Source organism: Rhodospirillaceae bacterium (assembly GCA_040219235.1).
In the GTDB taxonomy this organism is placed as follows: domain Bacteria; phylum Pseudomonadota; class Alphaproteobacteria; order Rhodospirillales; family Rhodospirillaceae; genus WLXB01.
The window spans coordinates 53,107-72,330 of sequence record JAVJSV010000011.1; the positions used below are offsets into that span (position 1 = coordinate 53,107).

The following is a 19,224-nucleotide window of genomic DNA, read 5'->3' on the forward strand; positions in this document are numbered from 1 at the left end:
ACGGGCACAACGCTAGAAAGGTAATCTGGCCCCGTTTCCGGGGGACTTCAGGTAACATGCTCCATGATCTGGGGTGAGGAGACATCTGCGCGGTTTTGAACTGTGCGTGATCACCGAGACTGAAATTTGGAAACGCGGAGCTACGGCGAAAGGGAGAGGGATATAATGATGTTACGTTCGATCATGCTGGCAACGGCTGCACTGGGTCTGGCAGCATGTGGTGCCAATTACGATGTGCCTGGCGCACGCTCTCTGCCCAACCGCGGCGATGACTTTCACCGCGCCTTGCAGAACGATTATGCAGACCTCGCTCAATCTGAGCGCGCGGAAGCCGACTGGGGGGATACCAAAACCTTTGTTCAGCGGGCACGACGCGCCGCCGCCGGCGAGACGTTTATGCCGGAAGCTCTGTCGAACCGCTCAATTCCCAGCCATGCCAGCAACACACTCAGTGAGGCGCGTTCACGTCTCATGACGGTCCTGACCGATCAAACACGGGCCGATATGCCGGTTATGGCGGCCATGGCGCAATCAGCGTTCGACTGCTGGATGCAAGAACAGGAAGAAGATCGCCAGCCGGCAGATATCGCGGCGTGCCGGTCCAGCTTCAACACGGCCATGCGCGCGCTCGAAGCCGCCAAGCCTGCGGCCGTGGCTGAAAAAGCCCCCATGCCTGATCCGGCGATGCCCGAGCAGTTCCAGATTTTCTTCGACTTTGATTCTTCTAATTTGAATGCCGACGCCCGCGCCGTGGTCAGTCAGATTTCTGAAGCCCACGAAAAATATAATCCCGCAACGGTCTTAGTGATTGGTCATACGGACTCTGCGGGCTCAAGCGATTACAACATCATGTTGTCACAGCGCCGCGCCGAGACGGTCTACAATGCTTTGGCTGACGAAGGCATTGATCAAAGTGAGATGCGGGTTGAAGCCTACGGCGAAGAACGGCCGCGTGCGCCGCGTCCCGATGGCACGCGCGAGCAAGACAACCGCCGCGTCGACATTATTTTTGAAAAGTAGGTCCCGCTAAAGCGCCTCTGTGTTTTATGTGCGCGCAGAACCTTGCGTAGAAGCGTGCGCGGAACACAGAGAGCAGTGCGGATCGGGGTTCACTTTGACGATGCGGGTGGATACGTCTAGGGCATCATAAATCAGCAACCGTCCGGCCATACCCAGGCCGATGCCTAAAATTTCTTTCAAGACTTCGGTGGCTTGCAAGGTGCCCACCACACCGGCCACCGCACCTAAAATCCCAGCCTGCTCACAGGTCCACACATCTTCAGGCGGTGGCGGTTCTGGATACAGGCAGCGGTAACACGGTCCGCCGTCATGGGGTTTGTACGTCGACAGTTGTCCATCAAACCGGATCACCGCGCCCGACACCAGGGTCTTCTTCTCTGCGAAGCAGGTGTCATTGATCAGAAAGCGGGTTTCAAAATTGTCGCTGCCGTCGGCCACAATGTCGTAGTTCTGAATAATCTCACGCGCATTGTCAGAAGTCAGGCGGGTGAGGTGTGGGATAATGTTCACGTCCGGATTGATCGCCTGTGCGCCGATCATCGCGCTGTCAACTTTACTGCGCCCTAGATGCGCGGTTGCGTGCAGCACTTGGCGTTGCAAGTTTGAGGCATCAACCGTGTCGTCATCGACAATGCCCAGCGTGCCGACGCCCGCAGCGGCTAAATACTGAATCAAGGGCGACCCCAGTCCACCGGCCCCCACCACCAATACTTTTGCGGCCAGCAACTTCGCTTGCCCCGCCATCCCGACATCCTTCAGCCGAATGTGGCGCGCGTACCGTTCAATCTGATCTTCAGTTAAGGGGGGCGATATGTCGTTCATGTCCGTCTTTGTCGTTCACTTAAAATGCGACGCCTTAACCGCGACCGGTGGAGCCAAAGCCGCTTGCGCCGCGCACGGTTTCAGGCAATTCGTCGACGACGTCCAGAATAGCCCGTGTCACGGGGGCGACCAGCATTTGCGCGATGCGTTCGCCGCGCGTAATCACAAAGGGCTCCGGGCCATGGTTGATCAGAATCACTTTCACTTCGCCGCGATAATCCGCATCAATGGTGCCCGGACTGTTGAGAACAGTCACGCCGTGCTTCGCGGCCAGGCCCGATCTTGGCCGCACTTGCGCTTCAAAGCCCGATGGCAGGGCAATCGCCAGACCAGTGGCCACCATGGTTTTCTCTTGCGGGTCCAGCGTAATGGGGGCGTCAATCGCGGCATATAAATCCATCCCGGCGGCCTCATCGGTTTGATAGGCGGGCAGCGGCAGGTCTGCGCCGTGGGGCAGACGTTTAACGGCAACGGCGATGGAATGCGTGTTGGTCATAACTCTTCTTACAAAAACTGAAACATTAGGAGGGGGTGTTAAAATGTTCGGCGATGCGCGCGGCCAGGCGCTCGGCCACCGCTTGCTTGCGCAGGGTCGGCCAGCTGTCGACGCCATCTTCCGTAATAATATGAACCGTGTTGCTGTCGCTGCCGAAACCGCCAGACACATCGTTGGCGACAATCCAATCGCAGTTTTTGGAGGCCCGCTTTTTGGTGCCGTTCTCGATCACGTTTTCAGTTTCTGCCGCAAAGCCAATCACCAGTTTTGCACGCGCATCAGTCTTCTCTGACAGCGCGGCCAAAATGTCCGGGTTTTCGGTTAGCACAAGCGCCGGTGGTCCATCGCCCGTCTTTTTCATTTTTGATGTGCCCGCACCGCTGACACGCCAGTCCGCCACGGCGGCGGCGCACACGGCAATATCGAAGGGGCGTGCGGCCAAGCATGTCTTATGCATCTGCGCGGCCGTCTGCACAGATTTCACGGTTACGCCGTCCGGATCAGCCAACGTTGTCGGGCCGGTCACCAGCGTGACTTTTGCGCCGAGGTCAGCCAACGCTGCGGCAATAGCATGTCCCTGCTTGCCGGAGGATCTGTTGGCAATGTAGCGCACTGGATCAATCGGCTCGTGGGTCGGTCCACTGGTCACCAGGGCTGAGTATCCTGTGAGCGCTCCCTGGCCCTCATGGGTCTGAAAGTGCTGGCTCAATGCGGCGATGATATCGGGCACTTCAGCCATACGCCCATTGCCCACTTCGCCGCAGGCCAAATCACCGGCCCCAGGACCAACGATGGTCACGCCGCGTTCTTGTAAAGTGCTCAAGTTGGATTGCGTGGCCGGGTGGGTCCACATCATCACATTCATCGACGGGACCAATATCACTGGCTTGTCGGTGGCCAGCAGCGCGGTGGTGGCCAGGTCGTCGGCCAGACCATGGGCCAGCTTGGCCATAATGTTGGCGGTCGCCGGGGCGACAAGCACCACGTCGGCCTCCCGACTGAGGTTGATGTGCCCCATCTCACTTTCGTCGGTCAGAGAGAACAATTCTTGAAACACCTTGTCACCGGACAGCGCGGCCAAACTCATGGGCGTGACAAATTGGGCACCGGCCTCTGTGAGAATGCACCGCACGTGGGCACCGCGTTCGCGCAGACGGCGAATCAAATCGGGCACCTTTACGGCGGCAATGCCACCAGAAACGATTAACAGGATGCGGCGGTTCTCAAGCACGGACTCTGTCTTTCCAGTCATTGAGAGACTCATTTAATGAGAGACTCAGTTCAAGACGGCTCTTCTACGTCAGAACCGCAGTTTATACGACTCTAACCTCAGCCGTCACCTTAACCCGAAACCCACAACAGGACGGCAACAGCGGCAATCGCCCAGGGCCACCAATTGATGCGCGACCGGCCTGGAGCCCGGCCCCGGATGGCAGCGGCGGTTTCCGGGTCCAGCTTGAGGCCCTGCCGCCGTATTTGAGCCGCCGCCGCATCCACGCTGTCAATCAAGCGCGGCAGTTTGGCCAGGGTCGTCGTGGTGTCCGACACCACATCACGCAGTTTGCCTTCCGGCCCCAGTTCTTTGACCATCCAGTCTTCAATCAGGGGGCGGGCCAATTCCCACATATTGACGTTGGGGGCCAACACACGCCCCACGCCTTCGGCCAGCAGCATGCTCTTTTGAAGCAACAGCAATTGCGGCTGGGTCTCCATGTCAAAGGTCTCGGTAATCTGAAACAACTGGCCCAACAGGCGGGCAAGAGAAATCTCGCTCAGGGGCTTGCCCAGAATGGGTTCGGCGATGGAGCGACAAGCCTGTGCAAACGCGCCCACATCTTTGTTGGCCGGCACATAGCCCGCTTCAATATGAACTTCAGCCACCCGGGTGTAGTCCCGGGTTAGAAAGCCCAACAGCATCTCGCCCAGGCGTCTGCGAGTCGGAGCGTCGATCCGGCCCATAATGCCGAAGTCGATGGCGATCAGCGTGCCGTCGTCCGACACAAACAGATTTCCCGGGTGCATATCGGCATGAAAAAAGCCGTGATGAAAGACCATGCTGAAAAACACTTCCGCGGAGGTTTTCACCAGATCGACCGGCTCAAGCCCTAGGGCTTCCACATCGCGCGGTTGATCAACCCGCGCCCCGGACACCCGCTCCAGCGTCAGCACATGTTCAGAGGTGCGTTGCCAATCAATCTTCGGCACCCGGAACCGGGGTTCGTCGGCAAAATTTTCGCGCAGTTCTTCGGCGGCGGCGGCTTCGAACCGCAGGTCCATTTCAATATGCACAGCCTGTTCAAAGGCGCGCACCGTTTCAACCGGTTTCAGGCGGCGCAGCCTGGGTTGCGTACTCTCAACGGTCTCGGCCAGCCAGTACAACAGGTCGAGATCCGTATGAAAGGCTTCTCGAATTCCGGGCCGCAGAATTTTAACCGCAACCTCGTCGCCTTCAGTGGTGGTCGCAAAATGCACCTGGGCAATGGACGCGGCGGCAACGGGTTCAGGGTTAATCGACTCAAACAGGGCGTCCATGCCGCCATCAAAATCAGCCGCGAGGGCGCGTTTGACGTCTGCGAAGGCAAAGGGCGGCAGACGGTCCTGCAATCCTGTCAGGTCGTCGGTCACGCTTTGGCCCAACAGGTCAGGGCGCGTAGACAGGGTTTGCCCCAGTTTAATAAATGTCGGCCCGAGAGAGGTCAGCGCCGCCGCTAGGCGCTGTCCCGGTCGCAGGTTTTTTAGTTTTGGGTCCGGTTTTGCGGTTAGCCGGACTGCCGAGGCAACAGCACGACCAATGGCATATCCATCCAGCAGAAACAGGGCATCGTGCCGGGCCAGCGTTCTGCTAATGCCAATCAGGCGGGTGAAGTTGCGAAAGAAGCGAATCATAAATGTCAGATGCTGTCGGCGTTGTCGGTGCAGCGACCGGTTACAGCCGCCATCCTGAATGCAGGGCGGCAATGCCACCGGCCAGATTGCGATAAGACGTGCAGCCCAGTTCTGCGTCTGCCATCATCTCTTTAAGCGGTTCCTGCGTTGGAAATTTTCGAATGCTCTCGGCCAGATACCGGTACGCGCTGCCGTCTCCGGCCACGGCCTGCCCCAGGCGCGGTAGAATACTAAAAGAATAGGCGTCATACGCTTTGTCCAAGCCGGGGACCACAACCTGACTGAATTCCAGGCACAAAAAACGACCACCGGGTTTTAACACACGCCGCGCTTCATTCAGCGCCTGCTGAATATTGGTCACGTTCCGCAGACCAAACGCAATTGTGTAGGCATCGAAATGCATGTCGGGAAAAGGCAGAGACTCGGCATTGCCGACCGCCCAGTCCAGGCCGTGCAAGCGGCCTTGGTCCAAGGCCCGGTCCCGGCCCTGTTCCAGCATCGCCTGATTGATGTCGCAGACGGTCACTTTTCCGGGCGCATTGGCATTGCCCATGCGGTCGCGAATCCGAAAAGCGATATCGCCGGTGCCACCCGCCACATCAATGGTGGACCACCCTGTTTTCGGGGCCAACCAGTCGACCATGGCGTTTTTCCACAACCGGTGCACGCCGCCGCTCATCAGATCGTTCATCAGGTCGTATTTGGGGGCCACGGCATCGAACACCGCGCGCACCCGTCCGGCTTTGGCGGCAACGGGCACGGTCTCGAAGCCAAAATGCGTGGCCTCTTCTGGCGTTTGATTTTCAAGAGCACTCATGCCGTTCACTTTAAACGAAGCCGGGTTTGGGAGCTATCCCTAACCCTCTTCTAACCCGGGTCCTAACCCAGGCCCCAACCCGGGCCCCAACCCGGGCCCCAACCCGGGCAAGACACGTTCGGTCGCAAGAGGTCTCGACAAAGCCAGGGGCCTTGGCGCAGTGTGCGCCGCATGCCGGAGTTGCCCGAAGTTGAAACCACCTGTCGTGGCCTCGCGAACGTCTTTGACGGACGCCGCCTTACGGCTGTTCAGGTGCGGCGGCCCAACATGCGAATCCCATTTCCCAAAAACCTGGCGCAATCGCTCACCGGTCGCCGAATCGAGCAGGTCACACGTCAGGCCAAATATATTTGCATCTATTTGGATGATGGCACTGTAGCGCTGGCCCATCTCGGTATGTCCGGGCGCATGACCATCACAGATCCCTCTGCGGTCCCCGGGCGCCATGATCATGTCGTGTTTGATACGGATGATGGCGTTCGCGTGTTTTTCAATGACCCACGGCGCTTTGGTCTTTTAACCCTCACCACGGCCGCAACACTGTTGCAGCATAAATTGCTCGCACGCCTGGGGCCTGATCCCCTGACAGACGCCTTCACGCCTGATGTTTTGTCCGCGGCGTTGAAGGGTAAGGGCACAACCATCAAAGCCGCCTTGCTGGATCAAAGGGTGGTGGCCGGATTGGGGAATATCTATGTCTGCGAGGCTTTGTTCCGGGCGGGCATTTCCCCACGCCGCAAAGCCAGCAGTGTGGCGGGCAAGCGCACCCAGCGTCTGGTGCCGTTGATCAAGGATGTCTTGACTGAGGCCATCGCGGCGGGCGGATCGACCTTGCGGGATTACGCTCAGCCATCGGGCGAATTGGGGTATTTTAAATTCAGTTGGAATGTCTATGGCCGTGAAGGTGAACAGTGTAAATGCGATCCAGACGGCAAAGACGGTATAACGGTGAAGCGGATTGTTCAGGCGGGCCGCTCAACGTTTTTTTGTTCAAGATGTCAAAGATAAGGTGTCACAAATGAAGAAGATCATGGTCATGTGCCGCAACGCTGTTGTGCTTGCCACAATGCTTACCGTGCTTACCGTGCTTAGCGTTGTTTTGCCGGCCTTGCCGCTCAAAGCCGCCGATACATTTGTGTATGGCTTTGAAGACCTACCCCTGATGTCGGCCTTGTCTCAAGTGCCGGGCAACAGCGTTCTGTTTGATACGCCGCAAGGCCGGATTGTGCAGGCCACGGCCATTGGCACGGTAAGCCCGTCTGAGGTCACAAAATTTTATGCGGAAACCTTGCCGCAACTGGGATGGAGCGTTGTCTCCGCGCAGGAGTTTAAGAGAGAAGGAGAGGTTCTGATGCTGGAATTTACCCCTCTCGACTCTGGTCTTGAGGTGAGATTTCTTGTTGAGCCGGTTGCAAAATAAACGTTTCCGGTTTATCGCCCCCTCACCAAACGTATCACAGCTTAAAAAACAGCACCTACAAAACATAAGGACGCACGCGCGCAATGGCTTACGAAAACATCTTAGTAGAAACCCGGGGTCACGTTGGACTTATCACCCTCAATCGGCCAAAAGCGTTGAATGCCTTGTCCGAGGGCTTGGTGGCCGATCTTGGTCAGGCTCTTGATGGTTTCGAAGAGGATGACAATATCCGCGCGGTGGTCATCACCGGCAGTGAAAAAGCTTTTGCAGCCGGTGCAGACATCAAAGAGATGGCCGACAAATCTTTTGTCGATAGTTATGTCGGCGATTTCATCACCAAAGGCTGGGAACGAATCACCACCTGCCGCAAGCCAATCATTGCCGCTGTGGCCGGATACGCTTTGGGCGGCGGCTGTGAAGTGGCCATGATGTGCGATATTATTCTGGCGGCAGATACCGCCAAGTTCGGTCAGCCGGAAATCACGCTCGGCATTATTCCTGGTGCCGGTGGCACCCAGCGCCTCACCCGCGCCGTCGGCAAGGCCAAGGCCATGGATATGGTGCTCACCGGTCGTCAAATGGACGCGGGTGAAGCCGAACGTGTTGGCTTGGTCAGTCGCGTTATTCCTGCGGATAATCTGCTGGACGAAGCCATTAAAGCCGCCAGCCGGATCGCCGATATGTCACTGCCGTCGGTCATGATGGCGAAGGAATCTGTTAACCGGTCCTTCGAGTCTTCTTTGGCCGAAGGAATCCGATTCGAACGCCGGATGTTCCATGCCACCTTCGCGCTGGAAGACCAGAAAGAAGGCATGGCGGCCTTTGTTGATAAGCGCCAGCCGACCTTCAAACACCGCTAAGACCTTCATAAATCTCGCCAATCAAGGTTGACGTGGGTTGACGTGGGTTGACGTGGGCCGGTCTCGTAACTATAAGCCCGCGACCAACCAATTATTATCGCAGGACTGACCTATGGCCCATCATGCTTCGGCCAAGAAGAGAATTCGCCGCAACGCCCACCGTTTTGAGATCAACCATGCCCGCATCGGTCGTATTCGCACCTATGTGAAGCAAGTTGAAACCGCCATTCAATCTGGTGACAAATCTGCGGCGCAGGAAGCTTTCAAAAAGGCCATGCCTGAACTGATGCGCGGCAAGAGCAAAGGTCTATTGCACGCCAACACGGTGTCGCGGAAAATTTCCCGGCTCAATGCGCGCATCAAAGCGCTTTCCGTTTAAGACGATTATCCAAACGGACGTTGTCGACGACCTGATCGATAGGTAAGTTGCGGCGCGTTTGTCACCGTTAAAAAATAGATAAGATGTTTTTATCCTCCAGCGACTGAATTGTCCTGGAGGATAAATTTTTTCTGCTGTTCATTTTTATCGTTTCCTGCGCTTCGCGGTGCAGCAGTGATTGAGTTGTGAAGTGACTCAACGAGTCCCATCGTGTTGAGACAGAATTGCGAATCACACCCCAAATTTGAACACCAAACTGTCAAGCTATCTTTAGTCTTGTCTTTCGGGCCGCGCCGGATAAAGTCCGGGTCTTCGCAACGAACTGTTCTTCAGTTTTTTCTGGCTTGATGTTGCGAGCTTGATGTTGCGATTACAAACACAACTGGATTGGTATTATCCCTGCGCTGATGACTTTGAATTGAAAGTTTTACGGGGAACTTTCAGCATGGCACGCCGGGGATTGCGACAAGGACGCTAGGGTGAAACGAGGGGAAGTTGGAACATCGGGGCACGCGGAATGGAACCGCGTCAAACTTCGTTTAAAAAACGAGTTTGGAGAATCGGCTTTTAAAAGTTGGGTTAATCCCATCGAGTTCGACGGCCTTAAAGACGGCGCCGTAAACCTGAAAGTCTCCACCCGTTTCATGCGTGATTGGGTGCTCACCCATTACGCAGATCGTATCCGCACATTATGGAGCGGGGAGAACCCGGATGTGCGTCGTGTTCTTGTTGATGTTGATGTGCCGTCTGAAGGGCAACCCTGTCTGAATACGGCAGAGGTCGCGCGCGTTTCGCCCAAGCACGTTCTCACAAACACAACCACGGCCGCTGGCGGCGATGTGCTGGCGGATTCTCTGTCAGCGCCGCTAGACGCGCGCTACACCTTTGATAACTTTGTGGTGGGTAAGCCGAACGAATTTGCCTATGCGGCGGCGCAGCGTGTTGCCGATTCTGATCATGTCAGTTTCAATCCGCTGTTCCTCTACGGCGGTGTCGGCTTGGGCAAGACCCATCTGATGCACGCCATTGCCTGGCAGATTCGTCTGCGCTCACCGCAGCGCCGTGTGGTGTATCTGTCGGCTGAGAAATTCATGTACAGTTTTGTGCGGGCGCTCAGAAATCACGATACCGTTTCCTTTAAAGAACAGTTCCGCTCGGCCGACGTTTTGATGATTGATGATGTGCAATTCATCTCCGGCAAAGACTCCACCCAGGAAGAATTTTTCCACACCTTTAATGCCTTGGTTGATCAAGGCCGTCAGATTGTTTTGTCGGCGGATAAGTCGCCTTCAGATCTGGAAGAAATCGGAGACCGTTTACGGTCTCGTCTGTCCTCAGGTTTGGTGGCCGATCTTCACCCCACCACCTTCGAACTGCGTCTTGGCATTTTGGATGCCAAAGCCGAGCAGTTGGGTGTGGCTGTGCCGCAGAAGGTGAAAGAATTTCTGGCCCATCGCATTACCTCTAATGTGCGGGAACTCGAAGGGGCCCTCACGCGGTTAAGTGCCAACGTGCAGTTGGTTGGCGGAGAAATCTCTTTGGAGCTCGCGCATACCCTCTTGCACGATCTTCTCAGGGCCCATGACCGTCGAGTCACCATGGATGAAATTCAAAAACGTGTCGCGGAGCATTTTCAAATTCGTTTATCAGATATGAGTTCAGCTCGGCGGTCGCGCACCGTGGCCCGGCCGCGGCAAATCGCAATGTATTTGGCCAAGCAGCTTACCTCGCGCTCTCTGCCGGAAATCGGGCGCGCGTTTGGCGGGCGGGACCACACCACCGTTATTCATGCCGTGCGCAAAGTGGAAGAACTCATGAAGGCAGATTCAGCCTTTGCCGAGGATGTGGATCTGTTGACCCGGATGCTCGAGAGTTAAACGCCGCCGCTTTGCCAGAAGTCTGTTCTCCGCGCCGCTGAGGGCGATAAATTGGTTTGTGAGGTCCCCTACGCGGGAGCTTCAAACGCGTGCTCTGCTCCCTCTCTAAGAGCCCTTTTTCCTGTCGTCTGCCTTTCCCTGTGATATAGTGACTTCCCTGTCACGCGGTGGCGGACTTTTTGCATTCCGCGTCGCTTCGAAAATCCTTCGAAAATTCAACGACAGGGGGCCTGAAAGGCTTGCATTTCTGCCATATTCTGGCGTCTGTGCGGGGTGGACAGGCAATGAGGGACTCGGGAAAGCCCATCAAGGGCCTTCTGTGTCTTAGTCTGGTATTGAAAGCTGAAGTGTACGGTCGCCTATGAAACTCGTTATTGAAAGATCAGCCCTCCTTAAATCTTTGGGCCACGTCCAGAGCGTTGTCGAGCGGCGCACCACCATCCCGATCCTGTCCAACGTCCGGATTGACGCAGATAAAGGCGCTCTCAGCCTGAATGCGACTGATATGGACCTGGAGATTGTCGAAACGGTGGCGGCTGAGGTGAGCCAGTCTGGCGCAACAACAGCCCCAGCCCATACGCTGTACGACATTGTGCGTAAGCTGCCCGATGGCGCCCAGGTTGAACTCGCCTTTGGGGGCGATGGTCAGCTGGTGCTGTCGTCCGGGCGCTCCCGTTTCCAGTTGGCCTGTTTGCCGGTGGATGATTTCCCGGCGTTGGCCTCTGGTGATTTTTCCCACCAATTCAGTCTGGCCGCTGCTGATCTGCGCTCTCTCATTGACCGCACACGGTTTGCCATTTCCACCGAAGAAACGCGCTATTACCTCAACGGCATCTATCTCCATGGTACCGATAGCGATGGTGTGGATGTTTTGCGTACGGTGGCGACCGACGGCCATAGGCTGGCCCGGGTCGAATTGCCGTTGCCCGATGGCGCCTCTGGCATGCCGGGCATTATTGTGCCGCGCAAGGCCGTCTCCGAAGTGCGTAAGTTGATCGAGGAAGCCGAAGGCGATGTCGCTGTTGCGCTGTCCGATGCCAAAATCCGTTTCTCCATCGGCGATACGGTTCTGACCTCCAAGCTGATTGATGGCACGTTCCCCGACTACGAACGCGTCATTCCAACCGGCAACGACAAGGTTATGGAAACCGATTGCAAAACCCTGTCGCAGGCGGTTGATCGTGTGTCGGCCATCAGTTCCGAGAAATCCCGCTCCATCAAACTCAATATGGAAAAGGGCCTTGTCACCTTGTCGGCCTCCAGCCCGGAGAACGGCAGCGCCATTGAAGAGGTCGAAGCGTCTTACGACGCCGGTCAGTTGGAGATCGGCTTTAACTCGCGTTATCTGCTCGATATCATGCAGCAGATTGAAGGCGATGCCGCCCGCTTCACCATGGCCGATGCGGCTTCACCAACGGTGATCCGTGATGTGTCGGATGGCTCGGCGGTTTACGTTCTTATGCCGATGCGGGTGTGACCATTCTGACTGATCGCGCACACCTCCATACGTCGGTTAAATCTGCGCCCGGAGTTCTCTCGCCGGTGAGCTCGGGTGTGGTGAGTTCAGGTGTTGTTAGCTCGGGTGTCGTCAGGTTGATGCTGACTGATTTTCGCAACTATCCGCATTTGCGGCTGGATCTCGACACCCGCCCCGTGGTGCTCACGGGCAAGAACGGTGTCGGCAAAACCAATATTCTTGAGTCGTTGTCGTTTCTCACAGCCGGTCGCGGCCTGCGGGGGGCCAAGCTGGCCGATGTGGGCCGCCGCGCGCCACAAGAAACCACGGATCGCCCGTGGGCCATTTCTGTTGATCTTGAAACGCCGGCAGGCACAACCCGTTTGGGCACAGGCATAGACGCTGCGTCACCGGATCGCCGGTCTGTTCATATTGATGGCAAAGTGGCAAAAGGCGCTGCCGCTTTAGCGCAACATGTCGGCGCAGTGTGGCTGACCCCGGCCATGGACCGGATTTTTTCTGACTCTCCTGGCGAGCGCCGCCGTTTTATCGACCGGCTGGTTACCGTGCTCGATCCAGATCATGCCTCGCGCTGTGCCGCGTACGAGCAGGCCAACCGCCGCCGCGCGCGTCTGTTCCGCGATGGTGTGACAGATGAGAGCTGGTTCGAGGCCCTCGAAGATACTTTGGCGCGTTACGGCGTTGCCATTGCGGCCGGTCGTCGTGAAACCATCGCCCGTCTCAACGGCGTGTTGGCCGAGAGCGATGGCCCGTTTCCGTCGGCAACCCTCGGGCTCACCGGTCAGATTGATGACTGGCTTGAAAGTCATGCCGCGGTGGATGCAGAAGACCTGTTTCGCAAAGATCTGATTGTCTCGCGCCAGGCTTGGACGCGTGCGGGCGATGCGCCTCAGCCGCAAGGCCCGAACCGCTCAGATCTGTATGTGACCATGGCCAAGACAGGTCGCCTGGCTGCGGAATGCTCTACCGGCGAACAAAAGGCGCTGCTCGTATCCATCGTGCTGGCGCATGTGGAATTGCAGTCTGCCCGGCGTGGTTTTCCGCCGCTGTTGCTGTTGGATGAGGTGGCCGCGCATCTCGACAGTGACCGCCGCCGTCATTTGTTCGATCATGTTTTGGCCTCTGGCGCGCAGGCGTGGCTCACCGGAACTGATGTTGCCATGTTCAAAGACCTGGCGGACGCGGCGCAAGTGTTCGCGGTATCCGAGGCCCAGGTTGTGCCCTTATCTTCGCCCATGCCGTCTGCCGCAGTTGTCGCGTTGCAGCCGTCTCTAAAATCTTCCGTTTAAACCAAACAATGTCTTGAGTGTCCCAATGAGTGAACCAGTTGTAAATCCAGAATCCGTTTATGATTCAGACTCCATCAAGGTCCTGCGGGGCCTTGAGGCGGTGCGTAAGCGCCCGGGGATGTACATCGGCGATACGGATGATGGTTCAGGCTTGCACCACATGATCTATGAGGTTGTCGACAACTCCATCGACGAAGCGCTGGCCGGTCACTGTGATCGCAACGAAGTGATTCTCAACGGCGATGGCTCGGTCACGGTGCGTGACAACGGTCGTGGCATTCCGGTTGATATTCATAAGGAAGAAGGCGTGTCCGCCGCTGAGGTGATCATGACCCAGTTGCACGCCGGCGGGAAGTTCGATCAGAACTCCTATAAGGTGTCCGGTGGTCTGCACGGCGTTGGTATTTCTGTGGTCAATGCCTTGTCCGATTGGCTGGAGCTGCGCATCTGGCGTGACGGCAAAGAACATCACCTCCGTTTTGAAGACGGCGAGGCGGTAGAACCGCTCAAGGTTGTCGGCGATGCGCCGCCGGAAAACGGCAAACCGAAAACCGGCACGGAAATCACCTTCTTCCCGTCCAAATCGACCTTCACCATGACCGAGTTTGATTTCGGCACACTCGAGCACCGTTTGCGCGAATTGGCATTTTTGAACTCCGGGGTTTACTTGCAGTTGGTGGATGCCCGTCATAGCGATGTCAAAACCGTTGATCTTCACTATGAAGGCGGCATTGAAGAGTTTGTCAAATATCTCGACCGCTCCAAGCAGGCCCTCCATACGCCGCCGGTCACGGTGCAGGGCGAGAAAGACGGCATTGTCGTCGAGTTGTCTTTGGAGTGGAACGACAGCTATCACGAAAACACCTTGTGTTTTACCAACAACATTCCGCAGCGCGATGGCGGCACTCACATGGCAGGTTTTCGCGGCGCGTTGACCCGCACCATCAACACCTACGCGGGCGAGTTTGGTCTGTCGAAAAAAGAGAAGGTTCAACTGACGGGCGATGACATGCGCGAAGGCATGACCTGTGTGCTGTCGGTCAAGGTGCCTGATCCTAAGTTTTCGTCACAAACCAAAGACAAGCTGGTGTCGTCCGAAGTGCGCCCGGCGGTTGAAGGTATCGTCGGCGAAAAGCTCAGCGAATGGTTTGAAGAGCATCCCGGCGAAGCCAAAAAAATTGTCGGCAAAGTGGTTGAAGCGGCGGTGGCCCGCGAGGCCGCCCGCAAAGCGCGCGAACTCACCCGCCGCAAGGGCGCGCTGGATGTGTCCTCCTTGCCCGGCAAGCTGGCGGACTGTCAGTCCAAAGACCCGGCGCTGTCTGAACTGTTCCTGGTGGAGGGGGATTCCGCCGGTGGCTCTGCCAAGCAGGGGCGCGACCGGGCGTTCCAGGCGATCCTGCCGTTGCGCGGTAAAATTCTGAACGTCGAACGCGCCCGCTTTGATAAAATGCTGTCGTCCAATGAAATCGGCACGCTCATCACGGCGCTGGGCACCGGCATCGGACGCGAAGAATTTAACATCGAAAAACTGCGCTATCACAAGATCATCATCATGACCGATGCTGACGTCGATGGCAGTCACATCCGCACGCTGTTGCTGACCTTCTTCTACCGGCAAATGCCAGAACTGATTGAGGCCGGCTACCTCTACATTGCGCAGCCGCCGCTGTACCGCGCCAAGAAAGGAAATTCCGAGGTCTATCTCAAAGATGACCCGTCCATGGAAATTCATCTCATCGATGGTGGCCTGTCAGAAGCTGTGCTGGTCACTCATGACGGCGCGCAGATCGCCGGCGAAGATTTACGCAATCTGGTTCTCAGGGCGCGCAACATCAAAACCAAACTTTTGCAGATGAGCCGCGCCTTCCCCATGCGCATTGTCGAGCAAGTTGCGGTGGCCGGGGCGTTCAATCCAGAAGTCTTATCGAACCAGGAGACCGCCAGTGGGGCTGCGGATTATGTGGCGCGCAGGTTGGATATTCTGGAAAGTGAATACGAAAAAGGCTGGGCCGGGTTCGCCGCTGAAAAAGGCGGGCTCAGGTTTGAGCGCACCGTGCGCGGTGTCACCGAGGTCCATGTGATTGATGCGGTCACCCTGCACTCTAGTGAGGCCCGCTATTTTGATGCCCACGCCGCCGAATTGCAGGAAGTTTATGGCAAATCCGCGGTGTTGAAGATCAAAGATAAAGACATTGCCGTCAACGGCCCGGTGTCGTTGGTTGATGGTGTGTTGGCCGAAGGCAAACGCGGCACCAGCTTGCAGCGTTACAAAGGTCTGGGCGAGATGAATCCTGATCAGCTGTGGGAAACAACCCTGGATGCGGATGCGCGCACCTTGTTGCAGGTCAAGGTCAGTCATGCTGATGAAGCCCATGAGGTGTTTTCAACCCTGATGGGTGATGTGGTCGAGCATCGCCGCGCGTTCATTCAAGACAACGCCTTGAACGTGCAGAATCTGGATATCTAGGACATCACAATTACCAAACGGGAGTAGAACAGGTGAGTACAGTGACGGTGCGTATGAAGGTCAAGCCTGACTCTCACGACACATTTTTGCGCATCCTGGAAGATGTTACCGCCGCTGTGAAAGACAACGAACCTGATTGCTTTGTTTATGCCACCTGGAAAACCAGCACCCCGTTTGAGTATGTGATGGTCGAGAGTTATCGCAGCGAGGCAGGGCGGGAATTCCATAACGCAACCCATGCCGCTGTCGCGCCGGAGTTTATGGCCTGTCTGGTTGAGCCACCCGAGGTTGAGGTGCTGGGCGATGTGCTGTTTGGCACGGCGACGCCGTTATAAAATAGACCTACGCCTCAGCCTGTTCGCCGGCGTGACGGCTTTAATTTTCGGTAACGGCTTTAATTGTAATGTGTGGCCCATAAGCCACAAACTGATCAATATGTGACGAAAAAGCAATCATCTGCCAAATACGTCGCATAGCGAACAGATTATCCCTTGTCATTATACTGACTTGGTTCATTGTTTTTGAACGAAAAGCTGCTGTTGCCAGATAGAGACGGTGTTGGCGAAGACGCTCACGAGGGGGAACACAAGATTTATCCTTTGATGAGTACAGCAGAGTATTTCGGGCCAATCAGGTTCATGTATCGAGAGGGAAGATCAATCTCATGTCACATCGCACACCCGCACTGAAAGCTGCTCTATACGGCAGCGTTGCCCTGTTTTCAGCCTCATTAACGGCGGAAGCTGTGGCGCAACAACTCGCCATTGAAGAAATCACGGTGACCTCCCGTAAACGTGAGGAAAGCCTGCTCGAGATCCCGATTGCTGTGTCGGCCTACTCGCAGGCGGACATTGATGCCGCCGGCATCAATACCCTCGAAGCGCTTTCAGCCTATACGCCTGGCTTTGCCTTTCAAAACGTCGGGCAGGGCGGCTCTGGTGGCCGCCAGAATCCAAACATCCGGTTCCGTGGTCTCGGGGTGCAGCAAGCCAGCCCGGCCTCCCGTGCCGGTGCGGTGTTCTGGAATGGCGGCTACATCTCTGACGGTGCGGGCATTTTACCCCTGATCGACCTGGAGCGTGTCGAAGTCATCAAAGGTCCGCAGAACGCTTTCTTCGGGCGCAACACGTTTGCCGGTGCCATCAACTATCTGCCCGCCAGACCGGGCGATGAGTTGAGCGGCAAAGGCTCTATCTCTTTTTCGCCATCTGACCAAGACAGCTTAAATATCACAGCGGCGGCTGGCGGGCCGATCAGTGATACCGTGGGCGTGCGTCTTGCCGTGATGCAAGAGCGCGTCGGCGCTGACTGGTATTACGACAACGGTGACCCGGCGGGTGAAGAAAACACCACCGCCCTTACGGCTGTCACCACCTGGGAACCCACGGAAACTTCCAGCTTTATGGCGTCTGGCTTCTACGTGAAATCTGACGATACCCGTGCGCTTCAGTCACAAGTTGGCCCGTTCGCACCCGGCACCTGTAACATTACCTTCAGCGGCACCTTCCGTAATGTTGTCGATGGCAGCTCCGGTGGACCGTTCAGCACGGACCTGTCGCAGCACCCCGGTAATCTTTTATGTGGCGTCGTTCCGGACTGGGATGACGTGCCGCCCAATATGTCCATTGCCGGCGAAATAGGCCCAAGCACGCCGCTGTATCAGCCGTTTTCTCCCTCATTTCAGCAGATGCAAACCCTGCCGCCAGAGCTTGAAGGTCTCGGCTTTCCAAGTGCACCTGACGGTTTGGGTGTGAAATACAAATTGTGGCGTGTTGATTTGTCGGGCGATGTTGAATTGCCAAACGATCATACGTTGAGTGCTGAATTTGCCCGCGGTGAATCGTCCAACCGCAGCATCGTCGACAACAATTTCGGCACTCCTGCTCTCTTCGGTGATGGACTCTGGTTGACGGGGATTGCCACCTGGGTGCGGGATACCTATGCGGAACTTCGGGTCACGTCAGGCAGTGACCAACGCCTGCGCTACACCATTGGCACCAGCTACTATAAGCAAGACCAAAAACAGACCGATTACTCGGCCTTCTTTGGCACCAATAACCTGGAGTTCCAAACCGGCGAAAACATCGGCATCTTTGGCTCCCTCGACTATGACATCACACAACAGTTGACCTTGTCTCTGGAAGGGCGCTGGAACGAAGACACCCAAACCCTCGACTTTGATGGCGTGTCTGGCACCACAGTTGGGGCGCTCACAGATCTGGAACAGAAATACGACAAATTCATGCCGCGTGTGATTTTGTCTTATCAACCGACGGATGATGTGAACCTCTACGCCAGTTGGTCCAAGAGCTATCTGCAAGGGATCTTCACCAACGCGGAAGACTATCAAGCCGCAACCGGGTTTGATCTCGGCCTTGGTGATTTTACACCGAAACAAGCGCTCTCTGCCTATGAAGTCGGCTTCAAGCAGCGGCTCTCTGGGTGGATGAACTACTCGGTGGCTGGGTATTATATGGACTGGAAGAACCAGACCTTCTTCGAGCTGAGCCCGGCTTTCGTGGCGGCCAACCTGCCCGGCGATTCCGAAATCTACGGCATTGATGCGGAAGCTGACATCACACCGGTCGACTGGTTCAATCTCCGCGCCGGTGTGTCGTATAACCATGTCGAGTTCACCGACTTTGCTGGCACAGGCTCTGTAGCCGCCTCCGTGCTGGCGCGTGGTCAGCTCGTCACCGGTCAGCAGATTGACGCCAATGGCAACCGCCCACGTTACATGCCGAAGTGGAGTGGCAGTTTCTCAGCAACGGTGAATGTCAATGATCTGATTGCAATGGAACGCGCCGCCTGGGTTCGTCTGGACGGAATTTACCAGGGCCAGTTCTATACGGATAACTTCGAGTATCTTTCCGTCGCAGGCTATTGGAAGTTCAATGCCCGCGCCGGCATGGACATCAGCGACAACTTCTCCGTTGAAGTTTATGGCAACAACCTGACCAACGATCTCAGCTGGACGACGGCGGGTGGCGATACCAGCATTCAAGGCACCCAAAACCGCAAGACCTTCGGGCCTCTGCCGCGCAAGCGTGAATTTGGCTTGAAGCTGCTCGCCAGCTTCTAAGCCCCTTAAGGTTAGACCAAACACTGAACCGGCTGCACCTTCGGGTGTGGCCGGTTTTGTTTTGGCGGCTCAGGTTTCTGCCCTGTTTCTGTCGTGTGTGCGTTTTGGAGCTTCAAAAAAATGAGAGGTTTCAACCTACTGTGCGACGTGGCTCACCCTTTACTCGTTTCGAATTGTCTAAGCCGTTGAAAAGACACAAAACCGATGGGCGTGCATGGGCTCGTTCCACGAGCCCTCTCAAGATTTAAAAATCTCGTTCCACGAGCCCTCTCAAGATTTAAAAAATCTCGGTCCCAGGTTGGCCTTAAAAACGATAAAATGATCGCTGTGAC

Annotated in this window: 16 protein-coding genes; 11 read left to right on the forward strand and 5 right to left on the reverse strand. The window is 56.3% G+C overall.

The features are described 5' to 3' along the window. Positions 1-165 precede the first annotated feature (165 nt). The gene (locus RIC29_04275; protein MEQ8734116.1) at positions 166-1,020 is read left to right on the forward strand and encodes an OmpA family protein; all 855 of its coding nucleotides are present in this window, start codon (positions 166-168) and stop codon (positions 1,018-1,020) included. A gap of 24 nt (positions 1,021-1,044) precedes the next feature. Here the strand turns inward: RIC29_04275 and moeB are convergent, their stop codons facing one another. The 5 genes from moeB to ubiE form a co-directional block, all read right to left on the reverse strand. Next, the gene (gene moeB, locus RIC29_04280) at positions 1,045-1,842 is read right to left on the reverse strand and encodes a molybdopterin-synthase adenylyltransferase MoeB (protein ID MEQ8734117.1); all 798 of its coding nucleotides are present in this window, start codon (positions 1,840-1,842) and stop codon (positions 1,045-1,047) included. A gap of 34 nt (positions 1,843-1,876) precedes the next feature. Beyond that, positions 1,877-2,338 (reverse strand): dUTP diphosphatase, encoded by a 462-nt coding sequence (gene dut / locus RIC29_04285; protein MEQ8734118.1) that lies wholly within the window; start codon positions 2,336-2,338, stop codon positions 1,877-1,879. Between the two features lie 25 nt (positions 2,339-2,363). Continuing rightward, positions 2,364-3,590: a bifunctional phosphopantothenoylcysteine decarboxylase/phosphopantothenate--cysteine ligase CoaBC gene (gene coaBC, locus RIC29_04290; GenBank protein MEQ8734119.1), complete on the reverse strand. Its 1,227-nt coding sequence runs from the start codon at positions 3,588-3,590 to the stop codon at positions 2,364-2,366. Between the two features lie 89 nt (positions 3,591-3,679). Beyond that, positions 3,680-5,224, reverse strand: coding sequence for a 2-polyprenylphenol 6-hydroxylase (ubiB, locus tag RIC29_04295; GenBank protein ID MEQ8734120.1), 1,545 nt, complete (start codon positions 5,222-5,224; stop codon positions 3,680-3,682). A gap of 40 nt (positions 5,225-5,264) precedes the next feature. After that, entirely contained in the window at positions 5,265-6,041 is a 777-nt protein-coding gene (gene ubiE, locus RIC29_04300; protein ID MEQ8734121.1) for a bifunctional demethylmenaquinone methyltransferase/2-methoxy-6-polyprenyl-1,4-benzoquinol methylase UbiE, read from the reverse strand. A 171-nt stretch (positions 6,042-6,212) separates the two neighbouring features. On the opposite strand from ubiE, the gene mutM reads away from it, so the two are divergent. The 10 genes from mutM to RIC29_04350 all read left to right on the forward strand — a co-directional run bounded on the left by mutM (position 6,213) and on the right by RIC29_04350 (position 18,892). Beyond that, positions 6,213-7,049 (forward strand): bifunctional DNA-formamidopyrimidine glycosylase/DNA-(apurinic or apyrimidinic site) lyase, encoded by an 837-nt coding sequence (gene mutM / locus RIC29_04305; protein MEQ8734122.1) that lies wholly within the window; start codon positions 6,213-6,215, stop codon positions 7,047-7,049. Between the two features lie 10 nt (positions 7,050-7,059). Next, entirely contained in the window at positions 7,060-7,461 is a 402-nt protein-coding gene (locus RIC29_04310) for a hypothetical protein (protein ID MEQ8734123.1), read from the forward strand. Between the two features lie 83 nt (positions 7,462-7,544). Then, positions 7,545-8,321: an enoyl-CoA hydratase gene (locus RIC29_04315; GenBank protein ID MEQ8734124.1), complete on the forward strand. Its 777-nt coding sequence runs from the start codon at positions 7,545-7,547 to the stop codon at positions 8,319-8,321. 112 nt (positions 8,322-8,433) lie between these two features. Continuing rightward, positions 8,434-8,700: a 30S ribosomal protein S20 gene (rpsT, locus tag RIC29_04320; GenBank protein MEQ8734125.1), complete on the forward strand. Its 267-nt coding sequence runs from the start codon at positions 8,434-8,436 to the stop codon at positions 8,698-8,700. Between the two features lie 479 nt (positions 8,701-9,179). Beyond that, positions 9,180-10,577, forward strand: a complete 1,398-nt coding sequence (gene dnaA / locus RIC29_04325; GenBank protein ID MEQ8734126.1) for a chromosomal replication initiator protein DnaA — start codon at positions 9,180-9,182, stop codon at positions 10,575-10,577. A gap of 361 nt (positions 10,578-10,938) precedes the next feature. Further along, positions 10,939-12,054 carry a DNA polymerase III subunit beta gene (dnaN, locus tag RIC29_04330; protein ID MEQ8734127.1) on the forward strand — a complete coding sequence of 372 codons (1,116 nt, stop codon included), beginning with the start codon at positions 10,939-10,941 and terminating at the stop codon, positions 12,052-12,054. Continuing rightward, positions 12,051-13,343, forward strand: coding sequence for a DNA replication/repair protein RecF (gene recF / locus RIC29_04335; protein ID MEQ8734128.1), 1,293 nt, complete (start codon positions 12,051-12,053; stop codon positions 13,341-13,343). Before dnaN ends, recF begins: the two co-directional genes overlap by 4 nt. A 25-nt stretch (positions 13,344-13,368) precedes the next feature. Then, positions 13,369-15,810 (forward strand): DNA topoisomerase (ATP-hydrolyzing) subunit B, encoded by a 2,442-nt coding sequence (gene gyrB / locus RIC29_04340; protein MEQ8734129.1) that lies wholly within the window; start codon positions 13,369-13,371, stop codon positions 15,808-15,810. Between the two features lie 32 nt (positions 15,811-15,842). Beyond that, positions 15,843-16,145: an antibiotic biosynthesis monooxygenase gene (locus tag RIC29_04345; protein MEQ8734130.1), complete on the forward strand. Its 303-nt coding sequence runs from the start codon at positions 15,843-15,845 to the stop codon at positions 16,143-16,145. A 329-nt stretch (positions 16,146-16,474) separates the two neighbouring features. Continuing rightward, complete coding sequence (locus tag RIC29_04350; GenBank protein ID MEQ8734131.1) at positions 16,475-18,892, forward strand: TonB-dependent receptor; 2,418 nt, start codon at positions 16,475-16,477, stop codon at positions 18,890-18,892. Positions 18,893-19,224 lie beyond the last annotated feature (332 nt).

Excerpts from the sequence above, each read along its gene's own strand:
- RIC29_04275 (MEQ8734116.1), top strand. The coding sequence starts at position 166 with ATGATGTTACGTTCGATCATGCTGGCAACGGCTGCACTGGGTCTGGCA.
- moeB (MEQ8734117.1), bottom strand. The coding sequence starts at position 1,842 with ATGAACGACATATCGCCCCCCTTAACTGAAGATCAGATTGAACGGTAC.
- dut (MEQ8734118.1), bottom strand. The coding sequence starts at position 2,338 with ATGACCAACACGCATTCCATCGCCGTTGCCGTTAAACGTCTGCCCCAC.
- coaBC (MEQ8734119.1), bottom strand. The coding sequence starts at position 3,590 with ATGACTGGAAAGACAGAGTCCGTGCTTGAGAACCGCCGCATCCTGTTA.
- ubiB (MEQ8734120.1), bottom strand. The coding sequence starts at position 5,224 with ATGATTCGCTTCTTTCGCAACTTCACCCGCCTGATTGGCATTAGCAGA.
- ubiE (MEQ8734121.1), bottom strand. The coding sequence starts at position 6,041 with ATGAGTGCTCTTGAAAATCAAACGCCAGAAGAGGCCACGCATTTTGGC.
- mutM (MEQ8734122.1), top strand. The coding sequence starts at position 6,213 with ATGCCGGAGTTGCCCGAAGTTGAAACCACCTGTCGTGGCCTCGCGAAC.
- RIC29_04310 (MEQ8734123.1), top strand. The coding sequence starts at position 7,060 with ATGAAGAAGATCATGGTCATGTGCCGCAACGCTGTTGTGCTTGCCACA.
- RIC29_04315 (MEQ8734124.1), top strand. The coding sequence starts at position 7,545 with ATGGCTTACGAAAACATCTTAGTAGAAACCCGGGGTCACGTTGGACTT.
- rpsT (MEQ8734125.1), top strand. The coding sequence starts at position 8,434 with ATGGCCCATCATGCTTCGGCCAAGAAGAGAATTCGCCGCAACGCCCAC.
- dnaN (MEQ8734127.1), top strand. The coding sequence starts at position 10,939 with ATGAAACTCGTTATTGAAAGATCAGCCCTCCTTAAATCTTTGGGCCAC.
- gyrB (MEQ8734129.1), top strand. The coding sequence starts at position 13,369 with ATGAGTGAACCAGTTGTAAATCCAGAATCCGTTTATGATTCAGACTCC.
- RIC29_04350 (MEQ8734131.1), top strand. The coding sequence starts at position 16,475 with ATGTCACATCGCACACCCGCACTGAAAGCTGCTCTATACGGCAGCGTT.